We start from the raw sequence: 21,424 nt of genomic DNA, 5'->3' as shown, positions 1-21,424 counted from the left end.
CGAACACGGATGTTACTGAGTAGTAAGCCTTGCAGACGGTTTACTGCCCCGCAAGGGGCTGATACCGTGACAATAGATGTTGTAACAAAGGGTGATGGCAACAATGCGTCACCGCCACGCAGCACCACGCATCACGGAGGTCGACGATGACTGCAGCGATGAACAGCCCCTCGGTTCTCGACGGGGACGAGCCCGCGGACCGCACGGTGGTCAGCATGCGCGACGAGGGGTCCGAGCAGGTGTCCGAACGCCTCCTGAAGTCGGCCGCTCGACTCTCCCGCAATGCGATGACCGAGATCGACTGGTCGCAGCCGATGGAGCCGGACAAGCACGGCTGCAGCCCCGAGTGGTCGACCCTGTACGGCACCGACTACTGGAACGAGATGACCGAGGAGCAGCGGGTGAGCCTCACCCGTCACGAGTTCGCCTCGATCATGAACATCGGCATCTGGTTCGAGATGATCCTCCAGGAGATGGTGCTGCGCGACCACTACGTCGGCGACTATCACTCCGCCGAATACCAGTTCGCCCTGGTGGAGGTCGCCGACGAGTGCCGACACTCGCTGATGTTCGCCAAGGCGTCCGAGAAGATGGTCGGCACCTCGTACCGGCCCCACCCGACCGTCGCCCGACTCGGCAAGATCTTCAAGGTGACCGCGAAGAACGAGGTCGCGTACGCGGGGATCCTCGTCGCCGAGGAGATCCTCGACGTCTTCCAGCGCGGATGCATGCGGGACGACCGGGTGCTGCCGTTCATCCGCACCGTCAACGAGATCCACGTCCTCGAGGAGTCGCGCCACATGAAGTATGCGCGCGAAGAGGTCCGCGATGCGGTCAAGGGGATCGGCTGGGCCCGCCGCCAGTTCAGTGCCCTCGCGGTGGCCGCGGGCGCGTACATGATCGTCACGAGCCTGGTCCAACCGCAGGCCTACGCCGACGCCGGCCTCGACGTGCACCGTGCCATGGCCGAACGCCGGACCAACAGCCACTTCCAGGCGATGATCCGGAGCAGCTGCACCCACCTGATGGAGTTCCTCGACGAGGTCGGGCTCCTGACCAAGCCCGCTCTGCGGTACTACCGCCGGGCGCACATGATCTAGGAGTCCCGTGGCGTTCGTCATCACCCAGTCATGCTGCAGTGACGCCGCGTGCGTCTCGGTGTGTCCGGTGAACTGCATCCACCCGACACCCGAGGAACGTGGTTTCGGGACGTCCGACATCCTGCACATCGACCCCGAAGCGTGCATCGACTGCGGTGCCTGCGCCGACGCGTGCCCGGTGAACGCGATCTATCCCGCCGACCGATTGAGCGACCGGGACAAGATCTTCATCGAGATCAACGCGAACTACTACCGGGACAACCCGGACATCTCGTCGGGATGGACCGACGTCGTCTATCCGGAGATCCCGCGGCTGCCCCGCGATCTGCGCGTCGCGATCGTCGGCACGGGACCGTCGGGCGGCTACGCGCTGCGGACGGTCCTGGGGCGCACCGACGCGCGGGTGACGGTGTTCGACAAGCTCCCGACGCCCGGGGGTCTGGTGCGTGCGGGCGTCGCCCCCGACCATCCGAGCACCAAGGACGTCATGAAGTCGTTCGACCTGCTGTATCGCGACCCGCGGGTCACGATGGCGACGAACGTCGAGATCGGTCCCGACCCGGCACGCGGTCAGATCACCCCGGCGGAGCTGTCGGAGCACTTCGACGCCGTCTTCTATGCGGTCGGCGCCTCGCAGGCCCGCAGTCTCGGCATCCCGGGCGAGGACCTGCCCGGATCGATGTCGGCGACCGACCTGGTGGCCTGGTACAACGCCGTGCCCGGAGCGCAGGGGCCGCAGATCCCGACCGACGGCTCCGGCCGGGCCGTGGTGGTCGGGACGGGCAACGTGGCGCTCGACGTGGCGCGGATCCTCGTCTCGCCGCCCGAACTGCTCGCGACCACGGACATCGCCGACCGCGCGCTCGACCTGCTGCACCGACAGAACATCCACGAGGTGGTCGTCCTCGGCCGTCGCGGACAGGACTCGGCGGCCTACACCGGCGCCGAGTACCGGGCGCTGTCGGTCCTCGACGGCGTCGACGTCGTGGTGCACGACGATCCGGCGGCCGATCCGTCGCAGTGGGGGCTCGACCGGCCGGCGTCGCCGGACCGCAGGCGCATCGTCTTCCTGTTCCACACCTCGCCGCAGGAGGCGTCGGCCTCACCCGACGGTCTCCTCGACACGGTGACGGTGACGACCGGCGAGAACCGTCACCCGATCTCCACGGATCTGCTGATCCGATCGATCGGATACCGCTCGTCGCCGATCGGCGGTCTGCCGTTCGACGACGCGGCCGGGCACTTCCCGACCACGGACGAGGGTCGACTCACCGACGCCGACGGCGCGGTGATCCCCGGCGCGTACGTGCTCGGGTGGGCGGCCCGCGGCTCCACCGGCGGCATCGGCGCCAACAAGCTCCACGCCGTCGCGACGGTCGAATCGTTCATCGCGGACGCCGCACAGGGGTTGCCGCGCGCGACCGCCGAACCGGAGGCCTTCGGTGAGCTCCTGGACCGCCGCCAGCGCAAGGCGGTCGGTTACCGGGGGATCGCGGCCATCGACCGGCGGGAGCGGGAGCGCGGCGCCGAGCAGGGGCGACCACGGGTCAAGTTCACCGAAGTCGGCGACATGCTGTCGGCGGCCGGGCGTCGGCGCCGCTGACCGCCGGCGCCGCTGACCGCCGGCGACCGGCCGGCGGAGTCGGAATCGGCGTTTGCTCAGTCGAATCTCAGTTGTGGGGATAAAACTGGTAGGCATGCGCATCCTTGTGGTCGACGACGACCGTGCCGTCCGCGAGTCACTGCGGCGTTCGCTGACGTTCAACGGGTACACCGTCGAGACGGCCGGAGACGGCCTCGAAGCTCTGGAGAAGGTGATCGCGGAGCGTCCGGATCTGATGGTCCTGGACGTGATGATGCCGCGCCTGGACGGTCTGGAGGTCTGCCGTCGCCTGCGGTCGGCGGGCGACGACCTGCCGATCCTGGTGTTGACGGCTCGCGATTCGGTGTCCGAGCGGGTGAGCGGACTGGACGCGGGCGCCGACGACTACCTGCCCAAGCCCTTCGCGCTGGAGGAACTGCTCGCTCGACTGCGATCGCTGCTGCGGCGCACCACGCGGGAGGAGGACGAGTCCGAGGCGGTCTCGTTCGCCGATCTGACCCTCGACCCCGTCACGCGGGACGTCACTCGCGGCGAGCGGCAGATCAGCCTGACCCGCACGGAGTTCGCGCTGCTGGAGATGCTGATGAGCAACCCGAAGCGCGTGTTGACCCGCAGCCGCATCCTCGAGGAGGTGTGGGGATACGACTTCCCGACATCGGGCAACGCTCTCGAGGTCTACATCGGCTACCTGCGTCGCAAGACGGAGGCCGACGGCGAGTCGCGGCTCATCCACACCGTGCGCGGCGTGGGATACGTGCTGCGTGAGAGCACGGCGTAGTGCGGGGTCCCCTCCGCATCACTCGATCGGTCTCACTGCGCAACCGTGTCGGCCTGCTGGCGGCCGCGGTGGTCCTGCTGTCGGCGTCGCTGATGGCGGGTGCCGCGTACTTCGTCGTCTCCCGGTCGATGTACAACGACGTCGACGCCCAGCTCACCGCGCGCGCCGACGGGCTCACCGCGTTGTCGAACGCGGGGCGGCTCAGCCAGGACGAGGACCGCAAGACGGCGCTCATCGGCACCGTGTTCTCCACGTCGGTCTCGGTGGCCCTCATCGAGGCGGACGGTCACGTCATCGTCGTCGGCGATCTGCCGACCCTCGGCGATGAGGAGATGGCGATCATGGAGGCGCCGGCACACGACGGGCGGATCCATCAGAACCTGCGGACCGAGGGCAATCGGCGCGTGCTGGCGCGCAAGCAGCAGGACGGCAGCACCCTGATCCTCGCGCAGCCGCTCGACCGGACGGACGCGGTGCTGGCGCGGCTCGCCTCGGTGCTGTTCATCGCGGGCGGTGTCGGCGTGGTGTTCGCGGCGCTCGCCGGGACCGCGGTGGCCCGGACCGGTCTGCGTCCGGTGACCAGGTTGACCGCGGCCGCCGAGCGGGTCGCGCGGACGCAGGATCTGCGGCCGATTCCGGTGACGGGCAAGGACGAGCTGGCCCGCCTCACCGAGAGCTTCAACACGATGCTGCGGGCGCTCGCGGAGTCGCGTGACCAGCAGGCGCGCCTCGTGGCCGACGCCGGCCACGAGTTGAAGACACCGCTGACCTCGTTGCGCACCAACCTCGAGCTGCTCATCGCGATGAGCGAGCCGGGTGCGCCGGAGGTCCCGGCCGCCGACATGGTGGAGTTGCGGTCGGATGTGATGGCCCAGATCGAGGAGCTCTCGACGCTGGTCGGTGATCTGGTCGACCTGGCGCGCGATGACGCGCTGGAGGCCGTGCATCGGGAGGTGTCGGTGGTCGACGTGATCGACGGCGCGCTCGAGCGTGTCCGCCGCAGGCGCGCCGACATCGACTTCGATGTCGCCACCGACACCGACTGGTTCGTGTTCGGTGAGGAGCACGGGCTCTCCCGCGCGGTCCTCAACGTGCTCGACAACGCCGCCAAGTGGAGCCCGCCGGGGCGTTCGGTCCGGGTCACGCTGGAGCAGGTGGGGCCGGCGACGGCCGAGCTGCGGGTCGCCGACGCCGGGCCCGGGATCGCGCCGGAGGACCGCGAGATGGTCTTCGAGCGGTTCTACCGGGCCGATTCGACGCGGTCGATGCCCGGGTCGGGGCTCGGGCTGGCGATCGTCCGGCAGGTCGTGACCCGGCTCGGCGGGTCGGTGTCGGCGGGGGTGTCCGAGGAGGGCGGTGCGCTCATCGTGATGCGGCTTCCCGGACTCGGGCATCACACCGAGCCCGATCCCGTGGTGGTCCGTCGCTGACGTCGGCCGCACGTACAGGGACCTGACAGGAAACCCGGACCATGTTGGCAACGACCGTTGAAACACCTCACAGAAAAGTGCAATACGCTGAAATCCATGACGAACGGAGACCAGCCCGAGAATCCTCACGAGGAATGGACGCCGACCGACGCGCAGACGTCGCAGCACGCCGTCCCGTCCGACCGTGAGACGCAGGGTGAGCGCGATGCGGGGTCGTTCGGCGCCGGCGCCGCCGAGTCGCAGCAGCGCGATCAACAGCAGCGAGACCAGCAGCACTACGGGAATCCCCACTACGGGTCGACTCAGTACGGGGCGACTCAGTACGGGCCGACTCAGTACGGGAATCCCCAGTATGGTGCCGGACCGGGCTGGACCGGCCGCTTTGCGGCCGCCGGACAGCAGCAGCCGGGCCAGTACCCGACCGGCCAGCACCCGACCGGCCAGTACCCGACGGGCCAGTTTCCGACGGGCCAGATCCCGACCGGCCAGTACCCGATCGGGGCTCCCGGCCCCGGCGGTCCGCCTCCCGCCCACCCGGCCCCGGGCTCGGGCGGGCCGTCCTCCGGCGGGCCGGGCAAGAAGCTCGTCATCGGCGCCCTCGCGGTGGCCGTCATCGCCGGCGGCGCCGGTGCCGCCGGCGGAGTGATCGCCGCCCGCAACTCATCCTCCGTCGAATCGTCGCAGAGCACCGTCGCGACCGGACCCACCCAGACCGAGCAGCCCGACTCCAAACCGGGATCGGTGCAGGACGTCGCCCAGCGAGTCCTCCCGTCCGTCGTCGCGATCTCGGCGCAGGTCGGCCGGTCGGTGAGCACGGGGTCGGGTGTGATCCTCAGCTCCGACGGCGTGATCCTGACCAACAATCACGTGATCACCGGTGGGGGCAGCGCCGCGCCGAACGACATCCTCGTCAGCTTCAGCGACGGCAGCCGGGCACGGGCCAAGATGCTCGGCGCCGACCCGGCCTCCGACATCGCCGTGATCAAGGCGGACCGGAACGGTCTCTCGCCGATCACCATCGGCAAGTCGGGCAATCTGAAGGTCGGCCAGGAGGTCATCGCGATCGGCTCGCCCCTCGGCCTCGAGGGCACCGTGACCACCGGCATCATCAGTGCACTCAACCGTCCCGTGTCGACCGCCGGTGAGGACGGCCGACTCGAGACCGTGATGGACGCCATCCAGACCGATGCCGCCATCAACCCGGGCAACTCCGGCGGCGCCCTCATCAACGCCAACGGCGCGTTGATCGGGATCAACTCCGCGATCGCGACCGTCGGCGGCGACTCGGAACGCGCAGGCAGCATCGGCCTCGGCTTCGCGATCCCGGTGGATCAGGCCATGCGCATCGCCGAACGGCTGCGTCAGGGGGAGAAGGTGCAGCAGGCCAGCCTCGGCGTCAACGTCCTTCCCAGCTCGGATGCGGAACGTGCCGGCGCGCAGGTGGTCGGCGTGGTCCGCGGCGGCGCGGCCGAACAAGCGGGCATCCCCAAGGACGCCATCATCACCAAGGTCGACGACCGGCCGATCGGATCGGCCAATGCGCTCGTCGCCGCTATCCGTTCGTACGCTCCAGGGGATAACGTGAAGATCACCTACAGCGTCGGCGGGCAGGGAAACCGCACTGCGGATGTGAAGCTGGGAACCAGCTGACCAGAGCACTCTCGAATGAGGAAGGGTCCGAACATGATTGACGCCGCTGAAGCCGAAGCCGAAGCCGTCGTGCGCGGGATCGCCACCCCGCGTTCGCTCGTCGTGGTGGTCGACGATCAGGCCGACGGCGGCGACGCCGCCGACCGTCTCGGTGCGTTGGTGGTGGAACTGCTCGAGGAGGCCGAGTTCCACGTCGACGCGACCACCACCGTGTCGGCCGACGAGGTGGAGATCCGCAATGCGATCAACACCGCCGTGATCGGCGGCGTCGACCTGGTGGTCTCGGTCGGCGGCGTCGGCGTCGGGCCCCGCGACGTGACGCCGGAGGCGGCCGAGTCGCTGATCGACCGCCGGCTGCACGGAATCGAGGAGGCCGTGCGCAGTTCGGGCCTCGCCGCCGGCGCCACCGACGCCGGACTCTCCCGCGGGTTGGCCGGCATCTCCGGTCAGACCGTCGTGGTCAACCTCGCCGACTCCCGCGCCGCGGTCAGGGACGGGATGGCGACCGTGATCCCGCTTGCCCACCACGTGATCGCGGCGATCAGTGAGTTCTGAGGCGCGTTCTGAATCCGGGATCCCCGAGGAGCGGTGGCGTCGCCGCCGACGGCTCGACGCCGTCTTCGGCGACGATCTGCCCGAGGTGATCGAGGACCCGTCGGAACGGCGGTCGTCCGGTCGGGGTCGCGCCTGGTACGACGAGAACCGTCCCCCGCATCACGGGGGTTAGCGATCCCGGGCGTCAGCGCCGGTACGACTCGATGTCGGCGCCGAGTTCGGCGAACAGCTCGTGGTTGAGGCGGAAGGCGACCTTCACCTCGTCGACGATCCGCGAACGGTCGGCGGCGTCGAGCTCGTGACCGATCTCGTCGAGCGTGCGCCGGTAGGCGTCCTTGTACGGCTTCGTCGCGACATCGAGTGCGGTGAAGCTGTAGAACGACAGTCCCGCACCGTCGAGACCGAACGTGCGGTCGAGGATGCGGCCGATCGCCAGGCCGCCCGACAGGTCGCCGAGGTAGCGGGTGTAGTGATGCGCGAGGACGCGGCCGCCCCACGAAGCGGAGTCCTCGATGCGCGCGGCGTAAGCCGTCGCGGCGGGGGAGTGCACCGGCTGCGGTGCGGCGCCGTCGAGCCAGACCGCGAGGTCGGCGTCGATCGCGGCGAGACGGTCGAGAGCGGGATCGTCGATGCGACCCATCACCGGGTCGGTCGACAGTGCGCGAGAGGTGCGCTCGAGCGCCTCGTACACGATGCGGAGGCGCTGGAGATAGTCGATGTACCCGGCCTCGTTGATCCGACCGTCGAGCAGTTCGGCCATGAACTGCGAGTTCTCGGCCTGCTCGTGTTCGACGAGGGATCCCTGCTTCATCTCGGTGGAGAGTCGGGTGGTGGCGTCGGGGGTGACGTCCGGGGTGGCGACCGTCATGAGGCTCCTTTCGTGCTGCCCCGGTTGGATCTCACGCGGGACCGTTAAGGAGAGCCTAACGGAATGTGCGGGAGACACGAGTGCGCCCCCGCCGAACGACGGGGGCGCACCGGGTGACGCAGTGGCGGGTCAGCGCGAATGCCGGGGCGGTTCGCCCTGACCGGACCCCGGAGGGGGCGGGTACTGGCCGGGTGCGTACTGGCCGGGCGGCAGGTTGCCCGGTGGCGGGTACTCGCCCGGCGCCGGGTTGGGCGTCGGGAACCCGCCGCTGGGCGGACCGGCCGGCGGCGTGAAGCCCGGCTGCTGGGGCGCCTGCTGGGGAGGTGCCTGCTGGGGAGACGGCTGCTGCTGGGGCGCCTGCTGCTGGGGCGGGACCTGCATGGTCTGCGTGCGGTCGCTGTAACCGCCCGGCTGCTCGGGAGCGGCGGGCGCCGGGGTGGCGGTGCGGGGTCCTGCGGCCGCGGCCTCTGCAGCGCGAGCCTCTGCAGCCCGAACCTCTGCGGCCCGAGCCTCTGCGGCCTGACGCTGCTTGGCGCCCGGGTCGAGCGCGTCGCGGATCTGCGTGAGCAGTGCGACCTGTTCGGCCGACTCGTCTTCTTCTTCGGTCTCTTCGAGCTTCCGGAGCTGGCTCAGCTTGTTGTACGGAACCACGATCAGGAAGTACACGACGGCGGCGACGATGACGAAGTTGATGATCGCCGAGATGACGAATCCGAAGTCCATGTAGGTGCCGGACTTATCGTCGAGGATTTGATATCCGAATCCACAGACCTGGGGTCCGCTCGCGGCCGTTGCGGCCGCATCCGTACCCGCCTGACCTGCATCTGCGGTGGAACTCGGCGGCGGTGCACAATCCCCGCTGGGAATTGTCGCGATGAGTGGATTGATGATTTTTTCCGTGAATGCCGTGACGATGCCGGTGAACGCCGCGCCGATGATGACGGCGGTGGCCAACTCGACGACATTGCCCCGCATCAGGAAGTCTTTAAAGCCCTTGAGCACGGGTTCCCCTCTGATTCGGTGTTGTCTATGACAATTCGTGAGTTTAAACCACTCCCGAGTGGCGTGTGCGCATAAGGCTCGCGCATTTCCGATGGGGAATGTCGGCCACACACTCACCCGCGGTGCGGTGCATCGTCCTCACCGCGGTGCGGTGCATCGTCCTCACCGCGGTGCGGTGCATCGTCGACGTCGAGCCGCCGCCGCAGTCGAGATCGTGCGGGAACTCGGGCCCGCATCAGTGGAGGATCAGCGCGAGGGGCGTGCCGAGCCCGGTCGCGGCCACCCGGCGGGCGGCGTCGCCGTCGACCGCCAACAGGATTGGCGGACTGCCGCCGAGCCCCCGCCCGCCCGCCGTCGAGGAGTCGCCGCCGGTCTGCGGTGCCGCGGCGACCACCGCATCCCGCGCCAGCACCCGTGCGTCGGCATCGAGAACGTCCACCAGATCGCCCTGTCGGACCAGACTCGCGACCGATTCGTCCGCGGGGCGCACGGGGACGAGCCGCGCCGAACGATTCCCGGTGAGCGCCGCCGGCAGCCGTGAGGTGAGGAGCCGCTGATCGGTGAGCACCTCGCCGCGACGGATCGGACCGGTGACGCGACGGCCGATCGCCGCAGTCGTGTCGACGAGCGCCCCGTCGGGAGCCGCCTCGGTCGGGATCGGCGCGGTCGCCACATCCGCGTCGGTGACGTACTCGCCGGGGCGGAGATCGACGGCCGCCACCACGAGCGCCGGAGCGTCGGGCCGACGTTGATCGACCACGACGAGCAGGGCCGCCCCGAGGACGAGGAGGACGGCGACGCTCCGGCGGACCCGGAGCGACCGCCACCCGCCGCCCGACAGGAGGGTGCGCGCCCGCCCCAGTGGCGTGGGCGACAGGTGTGTGGTCCGACTGGTCGGCGGGTTCATGTCGGCCAGTGTCGGCGTTCGCGACCGTGATGGCCGCGTGAACCGGCCCGGTGTGGACCGATCCGCTGTGCAGGGCCCGATTTCCACAATCCCGGGCTCGTGGCGGCAGCGCCGGACGGGAAGGATGAGGGCCTTGTGAGGAGAACCGGTCTGCGAGGATGTGAGCATGAGCGATGACCTGTCACCGGATTCTCCTGCTCCCGCATCTTCTCCTGCTCCCGCACCGTCGGACCCGTCGTTGGCGACCCGACTGCGCAACTGGGTGACCGGCGATGTGCAGGGCGGCGTGCTCCTGTTGGTGGCGGCACTCCTGGGGTTCGGTTTCGCGAACTCGCCGTGGCGCGACTCCTACCACTCGTTCCTCGACTACCAGATCGGCCCGGAATCACTCGACCTGCACCTGAGCATCGCGCAGTGGGCCGCAGACGGACTGCTGGCGATCTTCTTCTTCGTCGTCGGACTGGAACTGAAGCACGAGTTCGTCGCCGGCAGCCTCCGGAACCCGAAGCAGGCGGGCGTCCCCATCGCGGCCGCGGTCGGCGGCATGGTGGTTCCGGCGCTGATCTACGTCGCCGTGGTCGCCGGCCCCGACCCCGATGCGCTCCGCGGCTGGGCCACGCCCACCGCCACCGACATCGCCTTCGCCCTCGCGGTGTTCGCGGTCTTCGGCCGCGGTCTGCCGTCCGCACTGCGGGTGTTCCTCATGACCCTGGCCGTCGTCGACGACCTGCTGGGCATCATCGTCATCGCGACGGTGTACACCGAGACCATCGACTTCGTGATGCTGGCGGCGGGCCTGGCGGCCATCGTCGCGTTCGGCGTCGTCGTCCGCCTGCGGGGCAGGCCCTGGTGGCTGCTGATCCCGTTGGCCCTGGTGGCGTGGGGCTTCGTCCACGCGTCCGGTGTGCACTCCACGGTGGCCGGCGTGCTCCTCGGTTTCACGGTGCCCGCGCTGCTCGCGCACGGTGAGACCGAGACCCGCACCGAACGCCTCGGCGAGGCGATCGCCCCGCTGTCGGCGGCGGTCGCGCTGCCGCTGTTCGCATTCGCGTCGGCGGGCGTCACCGTGGTGGGCGTCGGCCACATCGTCCAGCCGGTGAGCGTCGGTGTGTTCCTCGGCCTGGTGATCGGCAAGGTGATCGGCGTGATGACGACGACCTTCCTGGTCACCCGGTTGACGCCGCTGCGCCTCGGCGACGGGATCGCGCTTCGCGATCTGATCCCGGTGTGCTTCCTCACCGGCATCGGCTTCACCGTCGCGCTGCTCATCGCCGAACTGTCGTTCTCGCACGTCTCGGGCATTCCGTCCGATCACGAGCCGGCGGCCAAGGTCGGCATCCTCCTGGGCTCGCTCGCGGCCGCGATCCTCGGCGCCGTGATGCTCCGCGTCGACGCTCGCCGCAAGCGTCACTGGGCGGGTACTCCCGTCGACCTCGGGTCGTGACGCCGACCTCGATCACCGGCCCCGATCCGCGGGGTTGGCACTCGGAATCGGCGAGTGCCAAACGGGGTTACACTGGGGGCAGAGTTCCACAGCTTCGGAGGTTTTGACCCGTGCCCATGTACAGCTACGCCTGCACCCAGTGCGACAACAAGTTCGACATTCAGCAGGCGTTCACGGACGACTCGCTGACCGAGTGCCCGGAGTGCGGGGGACGGCTTCGCAAGCTGTTCAACTCGGTCGGAATCGTCTTCAAGGGCAGCGGTTTCTACCGCACGGACTCGCGGTCCGGCGGCGGCTCGGTCGCGGCGTCGTCCGAGTCGTCGGGCGAGTCGTCGGGCGGATCGTCCTCCTCGGGCGAGTCCTCGTCCGGATCGTCCTCATCCGGGTCGTCCTCATCGGGGTCGTCCTCATCGGGAAGCTCCTCGTCGGGAAAGCCGACGTCGGCGGCCGCCGCGACGGCCTGACACCCCTCATCCGACCCGGACGAAACCGTTCGCGGGGGTGAGCACCCAGTCGACCGGAACGTCGGTGGCCTCGCGGGGGACGGGATCGTCGACGAGTTCGTCATCGTGGACCACGGCCATCACCGGGACGGGGTTCTCCGGGGCAGGGTTCGCACCGCGGAGTGCGGCCAGGGTGCGGTCGTAGTAGCCCGCACCGCGACCGAGGCGGCCGCCGGCCCGGTCCGCGGCCACCGCAGGCACCAGGATCGCCTTCGCCGCATGCAGGGTGTCGGGGTCGAGTCGATGTCCGCGCGGCTCCAACAGCCCCCAGCGTCCCCGCTCCAATGACATCTCGCCGTGGTATTCGCCCCACTGCAGACGGGTCGGCGAGCCCTCCGGGACGATCGGGAGGACGACCCGCAGGCCTTGATCAGTGAGGGCGTCGAGCATCGCCGTCCCGCCCGGCTCCGCGCGCGTGGCGACGTACGCGGCGACGATGTCACCCGATTCGAGCTCCACCGGCAGGTGGTACATCCACTGCGCCAGATCCGCATTGCACTGGGCCAGCACGAACGGCGACGCCGTCGCGCGCGCGTCGAGCATCCGGCGTCGCAGGAGATTCTTCTCGTCGGTCATGTCCGCCCTTCCGGGAGGGGCCCGGCCGCTTCGGGGTCGCAGCGGCGACTCGACTCCGATCCTGCCAGAGGCGGCAACTAAGGTGTTCGCCATGTCAGACACCACACGCCAGGCCGCCCCCGCCGATACGGCTCCGCGGATCCCGCACACCGCTGTGGTGCCCGCAGCAGGTCTCGGGACCCGCTTTCTGCCGGCCACCAAGACCGTGCCGAAAGAACTGCTCCCCGTCGTCGACACCCCGGGGATCGAGCTGGTGGCCGAGGAGGCGAAGTCGGCGGGTGCCGAGCGCCTCCTGATCGTGACGTCGCCGGGTAAAGACGGCGTGGTCGCCCACTTCGTCGAAGACCTCGTCCTGGAGAACACGCTGGCCGTACGCGGGAAGGAGGCGATGCTCGCCAAGGTCCGCAACGCCCCGTCGCTCCTCGAGGTCGCGTCGGTGGTGCAGGACGAGCCGCTCGGACTCGGTCACGCCATCGGCTGCGTCGAAGGTGAGTTGAGCGACGATGAGGACGCCGTCGCCGTGCTGCTGCCCGACGACCTCGTGCTCCCCGGCGGGACGCTCGGCCGGATGGCCGCCGCACGTGCCCGCTACGGCGGCAGCGTGCTGTGCGCAATCGAGGTCCCGGGCGACGAGATCAGCGCCTACGGGGTCTTCGACGTCGAGGACGTCGAAGGTATCGGAGATGTCGGAGGTGTCGGAGACGTCGGAGACGTCGATGGCGATCGGTCGGTGAAGCGGGTGCGCGGCATGGTGGAGAAGCCCGCCGCCGCCGACGCGCCGTCGAACCTCGCGGCCGCCGGGCGCTACATCCTCGACCGACGGGTCTTCGACGCGCTGCGCGAGATCACCCCGGGTGCGGGCGGCGAACTGCAGATCACCGACGCGATCGCACTGCTCATCGAGTGGGGCGAGCCCGTCCACGTCGTGATCCACGAGGGCACCCGGCACGACCTGGGTAATCCGGGCGGCTACCTCAAGGCGGCCGTCGACTTCGCGCTCGACCGCGATGATTACGGTCCCGAACTGCGGCGCTGGCTCACCGCGCGGCTCGGCCGCTCCGACTGAACCGTCGCCGACCCGCGCGCCTGCACCGGTGGGCCGCGCGGTGACGTTAGCCTCGGGTTGGTCCCTTGTCGCGCGATGACCTCCCGACGTCGCGTCAGATCCGGAAACCGAAGGAGAACTATGCGCTCGGTCGAAGACCACCTGAGTCTCGTGACGGCATCGGTGGTCGCTCCCCGGCCGGTGCAGGTGGCGATCTCCGAGGCGCAGGGTCTGCTCTGCGCGGAGGAGGTCGTGACGACCGATCCGCTTCCGGCGTTCGACCAGGCCGCGATCGACGGGTACGCGGTCCGCGCCGTCGACGTGGCCGCCGCCGGGCAGGAGGCTCCCGAGGATCTGGCGACGATCGGTTCGGGTGACGCCGACGTGGAGCGGCTCGACGAGTCCGACCGACTGGTCGTGACCCTGCCCGTCGTCGGCGAGGTGGCCGCGGGATCGCGGACCCCGACGCGGCTGCAGCCCGGGCAGGCGGTCCGCGTCGAGACCGGTGCCCCGATGCCGACCCTCGCCGACGCCGTGGTCCCGGTGCGCTGGACGGACGGCGGCGAGGATCGGGTGATGATCGGCCACGCGGTCGACAGCGGCGAGTACGTGCGCGCGACGGGCGACGACGTCCGTCCCGGCGACGTCGCCGTGCGGCAGGGCGTCATCATCGGTCCCGCCCAGGTCGGACTGCTCGCGGCCGTCGGACGGTCGCGGGTCCTGGTGCATCCGCGTCCGCGGGTGTCGGTGATCGCGGTCGGCAACGAACTCGTCGACATCGACCGCTCGCCCGGTGCGGGACAGGTGTACGACATCAACAGCTATGCGCTCGCGGCGGCGGCGCGGGACGCCGGTGCCGACGTGCACCGGGTCGGCATCGCCGAGCGGGATCCGGCGCGCCTGCGCGAGGCGGTGGAGGCCCAGCTGATCCGCTCGGAGATCGTCGTGATCTGCGGGTCGATCGGCGGCGCGTCGTCACGGCAGCTCGCCGAGGCCCTCGCCGATCTGGGGGACCTCGACATCGGCCGGATCGCCATGCACCCGGGATCCGTTCAGGGGTTCGGGCTGCTCGGCAAGGACGAGATCCCGACCTTCGTGATCCCCGCGAACCCGGTCAGCGCACTGGTGACGTTCGAGGTGATGGTGCGTCCGCTGATCCGGATCGCGCTCGGCAAACGACAGCCGATGCGGCGGACCGTCACGGCGCGGACGATCGGTCCGATCCTCTCGGTGGAGGGGCGCCGCGGGTTCCTTCGCGGTCAGCTGATGCGCGACGAGCGGTCCGGTGAGTATCTCGTCCAGGTGATCGGGGAGTCCGAGAGCGGAACCTCGCATCTGCTGGCCGAACTCGCCGACGCGAACTGCCTCATCATGGTCGACGAGGACGTCGAGGAGCTCAGGACGGGCGATTCCGTCGAGGTGATGTTCCTCGCCGCGCGGGGCTGACCCGTCGGGCGACGCCTCCGACGGCGGCCGCGGTGCATAGAATCTCCCCTGTGCTGAGGTGGTTGGTCGATTCGCCGCGTCGCTCGGGGTGGCCCGCGACGCTGGGACCCGTACGCGTCGCCGCCGGTGTGGTCACTGTTCGGCCCGTCAAGATGCGTGACGCCGGCGAGTGGAGTCGGCTGCGGATCAAGAACCAGAACTCGTTGATGCCCTGGGAGCCGACCGGGCAGGGATCCTGGGAGTCGCGTCATCAGCCGTCGTCGTGGGGGCCGCTGTTCTCGATGCTGAAGGCGGAGGCGAAACGGGGCGGTGTGCTGCCCTTCGTGATCGAGGTCGACGGTCGGTACGCAGGGCAGCTGACAGTCGGGAACGTGCAGTTCGGTGCGGTGCGCAGCGCGTGGATCGGATACTGGGTGGACGCCGACATCGCGGGCGGCGGGGTGGCGTCGGCGGCCGTCGCTCTCGGTGTCGACCACTGCTTCGGCGAGGTGGGGCTGCACCGACTCGATGCCACCGTGCAGCCCGACAACGTGGCCTCGCAGGCGGTGTTGACCAAACTCGGCTTCCGGCAGGAGGGCCTGCTCAAGCGCTACATGGACGTGAACGCACGATGGCGCGACCACTACCTGTACGCCGTCACCGCCGAGGAGATCACCGGCAGCGCCGTCGACACGCTCATCCGCGCGGGGCGCGCGTTCGCCCCCTGACTGCCACGGTTGTGGCCGCAGCGACGAATCTGGTCGCCGCACGGCGCGCCTGAGCCGGGTGCGGGTGTCTGGTTCCTACGCTGTGTGGTGGACGATTGTCGCTCGACCCGAAAGGAGCTGCCGTGCTGTCGAGTTCGGTGTTGTGGGTGGCCCTGATCGCAGTCTGGTTGTTCGTGCTGGTGCCGATGGTGCTGCGTGGCCGCCCGCAGGCCCGGCGACGCACGGAGGCCGTGACGAACACCCGCCTCGTGCACCGGGGCGGCTCCTCGCGCACCGCGACGGCGCGGACACAGACCCGTACCCGCGCGGCGCGTCGGGCGGCCGAGAAGGCCGGGGAACAGGCGCAGGCCGCGAAGCGTCGTGCGCAGGCCGCCGTCTCGCTCAAGGAACGCGAACGGGAGTCCGATCGCGACGCCGACGGTGTGGAGGACGCCGACGGTGTGAACGAGTGGGACGACGTCCTCGACGGGGAGCTGCTCGACGGGGATCTCGCGGATGGGGATCTCGCGGATGGGGATCTCGCGGACGGGGAACTCGCGGATGGGGAACTCGACATGACCGACGACGAGGCGGTGGACGACGGCAGCGTTGAGGACGACGGCGGCGTTGAGGACGAAGACGGTGTTGAGGACGACAGCATCGAAGCGGCAGGCGACGATGACGCGCCCACGGTGCGAAAGGCGCCCTATCTGGAGTCGGCCGTCGAAGTGACGGATCAGCTCGATGTGGTGCCCGAGCATGTCGTCGACCTCGACGAGGCGCAGGCGGCCCACGCCGCCGAGGCACCGCTGGCCGATGCCGTCGCCGATGACGCCGACTTCGACGCCGAGTACGACGAGGCCGATGGCGATCTGGACGAGGACGCCGACTACGAGGACGCGGAGTACGAGGACACCGAGTTTGACGAGGACACCGGGTTCGACGAGGTCGATGAAGTCGAGTCGGAGCCGTCGTTCGTCCCGACGCCGCGCGAGCGGCGCGGTCGCGGCGGCTACGGTCCGGAGCGGGGCGCGGAACGCGAGCAGATCCGTTATCGGGAGCGTCGCCGCGTCGTCGCCGGGTTCACGATCGCGACGCTCGCCGCGATCGTCAGTGCGTTCTTCGTGCAGCCGTGGGGCATCGTTGCGGCCGTCGTGATGGTCGCGGCATTCGCCGCGTACCTGACCTTCCTGCGTCGCACGGTGCGGGAGGAGCAGTTCCGTCACGCTCAGCGGGTGGCGCGGCGGCGTCGCCAGCAGGAGGAGGACGAGCGGCTCGAACGGCGGCGTGCCGAACAGACGTATGTCGATCCGCCGCAGCGACTGCGGCGTCCCGGCGGCGCCGTCGTTCTCGAGATCGACGACGGGGACCCGGCCTTCGACCATCTCGACACCTACGATTTCGCGTACTACGCCGACCGCGTGGACGACGGTTTCGACGACGAGTACCGCGACTACCGTCGCGCCGCCGTGTGACGGCCCCCGGCTGCGGGGGATCGCCGCATAGAGTGGTGCCATGAGCGACGACAACGAGTGGTACTACAACATCGCCACCGGCGAGGTGACTCGCGGCAAGGTCGGCGACGTCTTCAACCGCATGGGGCCGTACCCCGATGAGGCGACTGCTCGTCGGGCTCTCGATATCGCTGCGGCGCGCAATGCTGCGGCCGACGAGGACGATGAGGACGACTGACGTCGTCGCCGCCGGTACCGCGGGCAGGTCAGCTGCGGTGCGGACTCTCCTCGAGGTACGGCGCGGCTGACGGGACGATCCACTCGGGGTGGGCGACGATCCATTTGCGGCATGCGCGCGCGGCGCGGCGCAGGGCCAGGTATTCGCCGAAATAGGTCGCCGGACCGCCCACCAGGGGCAGCCATGTCATGGCGCTCAGAAGGCGGGGCGGGCCGGGACGATGGCCGATGGAGTTCGACAGGTCGTGCAGGTCGCGCCCGATGGTCCACAGACGCCCGATGAAGCTGCGGCGGCGAGTGTCCGGGTCGGACGGAAGGGGGCTGTCGACGGCGACCGACGCGGCCGTCGTCTCCCGCAGGTCGCGGTCGAAGAGGATGGCGCCGAGCATCGCGATTCCCGCATCCCGCGAGATGAGGCCGTATTCGCGGGCGACCGCCCGCAGGACCAGTGCCTGATTCGCAAAGGCCAGGTAATCGCCGACCGGAAGTTTCTTCGTCCAGGCGCCGAAGACGCCGGGGAAGGCCGCCCCGCTCGTCGTGACGGTTCCGATGCGCGACACCCACCAGTCCGCGCGGTCCTTCATGGCCAGTTCGTCCCAGCCGGCCGTTCCCGGCCAGTCGAGGACGTCGAGGACCTGCGAGGCCGCGTCGGCCGTCCTGTCGAGGCAGCTGCCGGGTCCGGTGGCCGCGAATGTGCGGGGTTTCAGGTTGAGCGGATCGGCGGTGGCGAGCACGTCGATCATCGGATCGACGGCGGCCACCGTGCGGTCGAGGATCTGAACCGCCTGGGCGTCGCTGAGCGTCATGATGTCACCGTACCGTCCGCGAGCGGCAGGTCAGCGTGTGATTCGGCCGGACGGCGAAGAGAAGAAGGCCAGGTGCTCGAACACATCGTCGCACCTGGCCTCTTTCCGTGGAGCTAGGGAGAATCGAACTCCCGACCTACTCGATGCGAACGAGTCGCGCTACCAACTGCGCCATAGCCCCGTGGTGTCTCGACAGTCTCCTGTGGGGACGACCGCGAATCAGTTTAACAGGACGACGACGCCGGCACGCAAACGCCCAGTGGGGTCGTGCGTGCCGGCGTCGGAGGTCGCTACTACTTGCCGAAGCCGAAGGTGATGGCGACGTGCAGCATGTCGCCGCCGAAGATGGTGAGGTCGTTGAAGAACTGAGTCAGAGCGGGGAACATGTGTTCGCCTTTCGTTCGAAGTGGACCGCATCGGGCGATGCCCCGAAATCGTTACACATTCGATCGGCGGGCTCGCTCGGAGGAGGCGTGATCCTCGACACTGTCGCGATTCAGGCTGTACTTGTGGCACCGGTGTCTCGTGTGGTGGCAGCAGTGACCTGCATTGATGATGAGTGTGGTGAAAGGTGAAAAGTATTCTGCGGGCCCGATTCTCCCGAAGTTAACCTAACCTTACCTCCGGTTAACTTAGGGTCACCTTCCTCGATCTGAAGGTGTAGTTGAGACTTTTTGGAGGGACGGTCATTCGCACGCGACGCCGTCACCGTCGCGGTCGAGTGCGCTCCGGTATCCGGGATCGCCACGGTGCAGGGGTGCAGCGCCCGCGGCTCGGGCGGCCGCGCAGTTACGGTAGTAAGCATCGGCCGGTGGTGGGACCAGCGGAACCCGTGTCGGAGTGGTCGTCGCGGGCGGGCGCGCCGACTGCGACGAGGTGGCGATCGTCGGCCCTCCATCGCAGGATCCCAGAACCCGCTGCATCGCGGCCTTCTCCGCCTTCGTCACCCATAGGCGGTACGACGCCTTCACCTCGATCTGGCGGGCGACGTACGTGCACCGATATCGCCGATTCGGCGGCAGCCACGTAGCGGCGTCCCCGTCGCCCTTGCGTTGGTTGGCGGGTCCGTCGACGGCCTGCAGGTTTCGCGGATCATTCGCGAAGTCGGTGCGTTCCTCCGTGGAGAGCTGCTGCGCGCCCTTCTGCCACGCATCCGAGAGCGCGACGACGTGGTCGATCTGCACCGCCGATGAGGTGGTGGCACCGCGAACGAAGTCGATCCGAGTCCCGGTGTACGCATCATCGAGCGTGCCGCGTAAGACGACGCAGTCGCGCGTGCGCGGCTTGAACACGAGTTCGGTGAGGTCCCGCTGCAAGATGTCGTTGCGCGTATCGCACCCGTTGTGACCTCCCTCCACCGAGACGTCGTCGGACCACGCCTGCCCGAACAGTGCACGGTCATACCCGGTCTTCGGGGCCCTGCCCTTCACCGGCAGAGAGTCCAGAACACGCAGAGCGGAGGCCGACTCGGTGCCAGGCCGTCCTGTCGGACCGGCGGCGACAACGCTCGACTCCGGTGTCTCTGACGGCGACCACGCGATGTCACCGTCGACCACGGGGGCGGTCGACGACGCGTCGTCGACAGGGGCAGCGGGAAGAGCGCATGCCGTCAGGAGCAGACCGGCGAGCGTCGCGACCACGCTGCCGTGACGGAACGCACGCGCGCGAGAACCAGGAGGGGGAGGGGACTGGAGCATGGCCCCATGATGCCGGGCGCCTCTGACATCGAGGGTGGTGTCAGTCCGGTTCTGGTGGTGCTGGTGGTTCTGGTGGTGGGTCGGGGTCTGTGGTCGGGAGGAGTTCGGCGTGGTGGATGGTGTTGAGCTGCCACCGATGGGGCCCGCTGGTGTCTGTTGGTGTGGTTGGTGGTGTGGTGGTTGGTGTGACCGGTCGCCAGTGGACGCGTCCGGTGTGGGGTCCGGTGGCCGCGATGCGGGTTTCCCATTGGCCGGGTGCGGTGCCGACGGTGCGGTTGTGGCTGCCGCAGGCCGCCCCGAGGTGGTCGATGTCGGTGGGTCCGCCGTCCTGCCAGTCCGGAAAATGATGGGCCTCGGTGCGGGCGAAGGGGGCTGCGCAGCCGGGGGCGGTGCAGCCGCGGTCGCGCGCGAAGAGCATCAACCGTTGGGCGCGGGAGGCCAGGCGGCGCCCGCGTCCGAGGTACAGGGGTTCGCCGGTGGTGTGGGCGAACACCGCCAGGTGTGGGGTCGCGTCGGCGGCCAGCCGGACCAGTTCGCTGATCGGTACTCGGGTCCCGGTGGCGGTCAACGCGATGCCGGCGTGGGCGGCCAGTTCCGCGTCGGTGATGGTGACGACGAGTTCGGAACGCAACGACCCCGACCCGGACGCCGACGTCGGGGTGTTGGATTGTTGGCGGGCGAGGATCAGGAGGGCGTGCAGGGCGTCGTGGTTGCGTTGCATCGGGGTGCGGTCATCTCGTTCGGCCGCCGCAGCCACCACGGCCGGGTCGGCCGACTCCATCGCCCCGGTCGGGGAGGCGGGGTCATCGGGATTGTTCATGCCCGGGGCCGCCCAGGACTGCAGCATGACCTCGAGCTCGGCCCGCAACCCTGGGGTGAGCCGGGTGCGGAGTGTGCTCATCAACTGTCGGTCTTGGGGCATCAACGCCAGACCGCGCAGGCGGCGGCGGTCGCGGTCGTCGGTGAGCTGCCCATCAGGATCCAAATGTGCCAGCAGGCGGATGCCGGCGGTGCGGACGCCGGCGGGGGTCAGGGTGCGGGCGACGGCCGCGAGTTGGGCTTCGGCACCCTCGCGGACGTCGGTGGTGACGGCGGCGGGGATGCGGGTCAGGACGGCGTCGATCTCCAGGACGTGATCGACCCCGATCTGCCCGTCGGCGACTGCGTCGGCGGTGGCCGGGCACCGCGGTTCGAGGGTTTGACCTTGCATGTTGGTGAATCGTCCGATGGCCGCGGCGGCGACCCGGCGTCGGCGGGCGGCGCCGTCTCCGACCCGCAGACCACCGGACAGATATGCGTGCAGGGACAGGTAGCCGGCTGTGCGGTAGGCACCCCGGTCGGAGATCTCCACCAGGACGGCCGCATCGGCGGCGTCGAACCGGCGCCGCGCCTGCTCCAACGACTCTGCCGCCGCCAGTAGCTCGCCCTCGGTGGAGGCGGCCAGCGGTAGTGCGGCCAGCTTCACCGCGACTGCATTCGCGACGGCGGCCAGGGCGACCGGATCATCGGGGAGCAGGGCATCCAGGCCGGGTGAGGCCGGCTCAGCGATGATCGTCGTCATGACCCTCACCCCCTAGCGTGTTCCTGCAGCTCATCGCCGCTATTGAAGCTGTGACACGACACTAACAAGAGCCTCC

The 21,424-nt window shown here is 69.4% G+C and carries 21 protein-coding genes and 1 tRNA gene; 14 read left to right on the top strand and 8 right to left on the bottom strand.

What is annotated here, in order from left to right; all coding sequences use genetic code 11:
* Nucleotides 1-146: 146 nt before the first annotated feature.
* The 7 genes from G528_RS0109395 to G528_RS17050 all read left to right on the top strand — a co-directional run bounded on the left by G528_RS0109395 (nt 147) and on the right by G528_RS17050 (nt 7,288).
* Complete coding sequence (locus G528_RS0109395) at nt 147-1,100, top strand: AurF N-oxygenase family protein (protein WP_026918744.1); 954 nt, start codon at nt 147-149, stop codon at nt 1,098-1,100.
* Between the two features lie 7 nt (nt 1,101-1,107).
* Complete coding sequence (locus G528_RS0109390; protein WP_026918743.1) at nt 1,108-2,703, top strand: FAD-dependent oxidoreductase; 1,596 nt, start codon at nt 1,108-1,110, stop codon at nt 2,701-2,703.
* 94 nt (nt 2,704-2,797) lie between these two features.
* Nucleotides 2,798-3,481: a response regulator transcription factor gene (locus G528_RS0109385; RefSeq protein WP_026918742.1), complete on the top strand. Its 684-nt coding sequence runs from the start codon at nt 2,798-2,800 to the stop codon at nt 3,479-3,481.
* On the top strand, nt 3,481-4,911 hold the full coding sequence (locus G528_RS0109380) for a sensor histidine kinase (protein WP_026918741.1): 1,431 nt from the start codon (nt 3,481-3,483) through the stop codon (nt 4,909-4,911). Before G528_RS0109385 ends, G528_RS0109380 begins: the two co-directional genes overlap by 1 nt.
* A gap of 96 nt (nt 4,912-5,007) precedes the next feature.
* Nucleotides 5,008-6,561 carry a S1C family serine protease gene (locus tag G528_RS17055; protein ID WP_084638133.1) on the top strand — a complete coding sequence of 518 codons (1,554 nt, stop codon included), beginning with the start codon at nt 5,008-5,010 and terminating at the stop codon, nt 6,559-6,561.
* A 33-nt stretch (nt 6,562-6,594) separates the two neighbouring features.
* On the top strand, nt 6,595-7,116 hold the full coding sequence (locus G528_RS0109370; protein ID WP_026918740.1) for a MogA/MoaB family molybdenum cofactor biosynthesis protein: 522 nt from the start codon (nt 6,595-6,597) through the stop codon (nt 7,114-7,116).
* Nucleotides 7,106-7,288, top strand: coding sequence for a hypothetical protein (locus G528_RS17050; protein ID WP_035719583.1), 183 nt, complete (start codon nt 7,106-7,108; stop codon nt 7,286-7,288). The genes G528_RS0109370 and G528_RS17050 overlap by 11 nt, the downstream gene beginning before the upstream one ends.
* A 12-nt stretch (nt 7,289-7,300) precedes the next feature.
* Here the strand turns inward: G528_RS17050 and G528_RS0109360 are convergent, their stop codons facing one another.
* The 3 genes from G528_RS0109360 to G528_RS0109350 form a co-directional block, all read right to left on the bottom strand.
* Nucleotides 7,301-7,984, bottom strand: coding sequence for a biliverdin-producing heme oxygenase (locus tag G528_RS0109360; protein ID WP_026918739.1), 684 nt, complete (start codon nt 7,982-7,984; stop codon nt 7,301-7,303).
* Nucleotides 7,985-8,113: 129 nt separating this feature from the next.
* Nucleotides 8,114-8,986 (bottom strand): large conductance mechanosensitive channel protein MscL, encoded by an 873-nt coding sequence (locus tag G528_RS0109355; protein WP_026918738.1) that lies wholly within the window; start codon nt 8,984-8,986, stop codon nt 8,114-8,116.
* A 235-nt stretch (nt 8,987-9,221) separates the two neighbouring features.
* Entirely contained in the window at nt 9,222-9,893 is a 672-nt protein-coding gene (locus tag G528_RS0109350) for an SAF domain-containing protein (RefSeq protein ID WP_026918737.1), read from the bottom strand.
* Nucleotides 9,894-10,059: 166 nt separating this feature from the next.
* Here G528_RS0109350 and nhaA point away from each other — a divergent pair, with 166 nt between their 5' ends.
* Together nhaA and G528_RS0109340 are read left to right on the top strand one after the other, a co-directional pair.
* Complete coding sequence (gene nhaA / locus G528_RS0109345) at nt 10,060-11,337, top strand: Na+/H+ antiporter NhaA (RefSeq protein WP_084638132.1); 1,278 nt, start codon at nt 10,060-10,062, stop codon at nt 11,335-11,337.
* Nucleotides 11,338-11,447: 110 nt separating this feature from the next.
* Entirely contained in the window at nt 11,448-11,801 is a 354-nt protein-coding gene (locus G528_RS0109340; RefSeq protein ID WP_026918735.1) for an FmdB family zinc ribbon protein, read from the top strand.
* A 6-nt stretch (nt 11,802-11,807) separates the two neighbouring features.
* On the opposite strand, the gene G528_RS0109335 is transcribed toward G528_RS0109340, so the two are convergent.
* The gene (locus G528_RS0109335) at nt 11,808-12,416 is read right to left on the bottom strand and encodes a 5-formyltetrahydrofolate cyclo-ligase (protein ID WP_026918734.1); all 609 of its coding nucleotides are present in this window, start codon (nt 12,414-12,416) and stop codon (nt 11,808-11,810) included.
* Between the two features lie 91 nt (nt 12,417-12,507).
* Here G528_RS0109335 and G528_RS0109330 point away from each other — a divergent pair, with 91 nt between their 5' ends.
* From G528_RS0109330 to G528_RS18630, 5 genes are all read left to right on the top strand, one after another.
* Entirely contained in the window at nt 12,508-13,482 is a 975-nt protein-coding gene (locus G528_RS0109330; RefSeq protein WP_026918733.1) for a UTP--glucose-1-phosphate uridylyltransferase, read from the top strand.
* A gap of 120 nt (nt 13,483-13,602) precedes the next feature.
* Nucleotides 13,603-14,907: a molybdotransferase-like divisome protein Glp gene (gene glp, locus G528_RS0109325; protein WP_026918732.1), complete on the top strand. Its 1,305-nt coding sequence runs from the start codon at nt 13,603-13,605 to the stop codon at nt 14,905-14,907.
* 50 nt (nt 14,908-14,957) lie between these two features.
* Nucleotides 14,958-15,614: a GNAT family N-acetyltransferase gene (locus G528_RS0109320; protein ID WP_026918731.1), complete on the top strand. Its 657-nt coding sequence runs from the start codon at nt 14,958-14,960 to the stop codon at nt 15,612-15,614.
* Nucleotides 15,615-15,736: 122 nt separating this feature from the next.
* On the top strand, nt 15,737-17,068 hold the full coding sequence (locus tag G528_RS0109315) for a gephyrin-like molybdotransferase receptor GlpR (protein ID WP_245569734.1): 1,332 nt from the start codon (nt 15,737-15,739) through the stop codon (nt 17,066-17,068).
* 40 nt (nt 17,069-17,108) lie between these two features.
* Complete coding sequence (locus G528_RS18630; protein ID WP_169515251.1) at nt 17,109-17,285, top strand: hypothetical protein; 177 nt, start codon at nt 17,109-17,111, stop codon at nt 17,283-17,285.
* A gap of 28 nt (nt 17,286-17,313) precedes the next feature.
* Here the strand turns inward: G528_RS18630 and G528_RS0109305 are convergent, their stop codons facing one another.
* From G528_RS0109305 to G528_RS0109285, 4 genes are all read right to left on the bottom strand, one after another.
* Complete coding sequence (locus G528_RS0109305) at nt 17,314-18,090, bottom strand: hypothetical protein (protein WP_026918729.1); 777 nt, start codon at nt 18,088-18,090, stop codon at nt 17,314-17,316.
* Between the two features lie 108 nt (nt 18,091-18,198).
* Nucleotides 18,199-18,271: transfer RNA gene (locus G528_RS0109300), tRNA-Ala, on the bottom strand.
* A gap of 505 nt (nt 18,272-18,776) precedes the next feature.
* Nucleotides 18,777-19,787: a GmrSD restriction endonuclease domain-containing protein gene (locus G528_RS0109290; RefSeq protein ID WP_026918728.1), complete on the bottom strand. Its 1,011-nt coding sequence runs from the start codon at nt 19,785-19,787 to the stop codon at nt 18,777-18,779.
* A gap of 40 nt (nt 19,788-19,827) precedes the next feature.
* Nucleotides 19,828-21,348 (bottom strand): HNH endonuclease signature motif containing protein, encoded by a 1,521-nt coding sequence (locus G528_RS0109285; RefSeq protein ID WP_051198601.1) that lies wholly within the window; start codon nt 21,346-21,348, stop codon nt 19,828-19,830.
* Nucleotides 21,349-21,424: the final 76 nt, after the last annotated feature.

Source organism: Gordonia shandongensis DSM 45094 (assembly GCF_000423025.1).
In the GTDB taxonomy this organism is placed as follows: Bacteria; Actinomycetota; Actinomycetes; order Mycobacteriales; family Mycobacteriaceae; genus Gordonia; species Gordonia shandongensis.
Note: the sequence above shows the minus strand (reverse complement) of the source record. Positions and strands in the feature narration are given on the sequence as shown.